Annotated in this window: 1 protein-coding gene; it reads right to left on the reverse strand. The window is 46.0% G+C overall.

Features of this window, described 5'->3' with window-relative positions; translation table 11 throughout:
* The coding region (locus ACQY6Q_RS14540) for an FAD-linked oxidase C-terminal domain-containing protein (RefSeq protein ID WP_427982437.1) at window positions 1-1,772 on the reverse strand (1,772 nt) is incomplete at both ends.

Raw genomic sequence — 1,772 nt, forward strand, 5'->3', positions numbered from 1 at the left:
GCCATTCCTGCACCACTTGCACTTCAAAGTCGCCACGCTGTTCACCTAGGGCATGCTTGTATTCGTCGCGGTAACACAGCACTAAGGCAGGCTCCACCCCTACCATGGGGATACCCAACTCTGCGACTTGATTAAGAAAAGCAGCACTGGTTTGCGCCGATTTATTAAACTTGCTCAAGAAACCTTTGATATGTTGCGGTTTGCCATTAGGCTTAAACGGCAATAACACCGGATTAATTCCCAATAATTTAGCCAATTTAACAAAATCCTCTACCAGTTCAGCTTCGTAGAAGGTTGTGAATGGGTCTTGCACCACCAATACGGTTTTTTGTTTTTGTTGCTCAGTTAAACCCTGTAGTGCTTTAAAATCATATTTGCTTACTAAGCTTTCAGGTAAACGCTTAGCTAGCGTGGGATAACTCAAGCTAGGAATATCAACCATGCCAATGAATTTTGTGATTAACTGACTAATCCATTTAGGCTCCATTAGGCTGTTAAATAGCCTTGGAGCCTTGGCCATGAGCGGTGCATAGCTTTCTACGTAGGCAACAAAGTAATCTTTAACTGGGCGCAAATAACGGCCATGGTAAATATTTAAAAAGCGCGAACGGAAAGTAGGTACATCCACTTTAATAGGACAGCCGGTAGTACAGGCCTTACAAGCTAGGCAGGTTTGCATGGCTTCATAAACTTCATGGCTATAATCGTATTCACCTTTAGCTTTAGCCATGGTGTTACGGATTTTCAGCAACCAAGAATCTGGCGCCAAGGCACCAGAGTTAAGCTTCTGCTCTTGCGCTAAAGGGTCAACCTGTAAAGCGGCGAGCTGACGTAGCCACTCACGCATTAATCCGGCTCTACCCTTAGGTGAAAAACGACGATCGCCAGTGGCCTTAAATGACGGGCACATGGGACTGGCGGTGTCGTAGTTAAAACACAGTCCGTTGCCGTTACATTCCATGGCATTTTTATAGCTATCACGAACTTCTACTGCAATTTGTCGGTCATATTGGCCACGTTTAGTGCCATCAACCGAAACCAAGCCTTCTTCATTGTGCAGCGGAGTACATATTTTACCGGGGTTTATCTGGTTATTAGGGTCGAAGGCTGCTTTGATTTTACGCAACTCGGCAAACAACTCTTCTCCGAAGAAGGCCGGCCCATATTCTGAGCGGAAGCCTTTACCGTGCTCGCCCCACATCAAGCCTTTATACTTAGCAGTTAAAGCGACCACTTGATCGGAGATTTCTCGCATCAATATTTCTTGCTGCGGGTCACACAGATCTAGCGCAGGACGTACATGTAATACCCCAGAGTCCACATGGCCAAACATGCCGTAATGCAGACCTTGCTGGTCCAATAAGGCTCTAAACTCAACAATAAAATCAGCTAGGTTCTCCGGTGGTACACAAGTATCTTCGGTAAAGGCAACCGGCTTAGCTGCGCCTTCGGTATTACCCAACAGGCCCACGGCCTTTTTACGCATGTTGTAAATGGCATTAATGCTGGGTAAATCGTCACAGTGTTGAAAACCAATCACGCCAAGCTCGCTGATACCTTCTGCAGACAGAGTGTCAATCAGCGCAGCGACTTTTTGTTGCTGCAATTGCGCGTCATTCTCGGCGAACTCGACGATGTTAATGCCTTGCATATCTTGGTTAGGCACATCTTGAATCAACTCACTAACACTGTCCCACACAACATCTTGTTGGGCTAAATTAAGTACCTTAGAGTCGATAGTTTCAACCGACAGCGCTTGAGCCTCTACCAAA

The sequence above is a fragment of the Agarivorans sp. genome (assembly GCF_050295395.1).
GTDB lineage: Bacteria > Pseudomonadota > Gammaproteobacteria > Enterobacterales > Celerinatantimonadaceae > Agarivorans.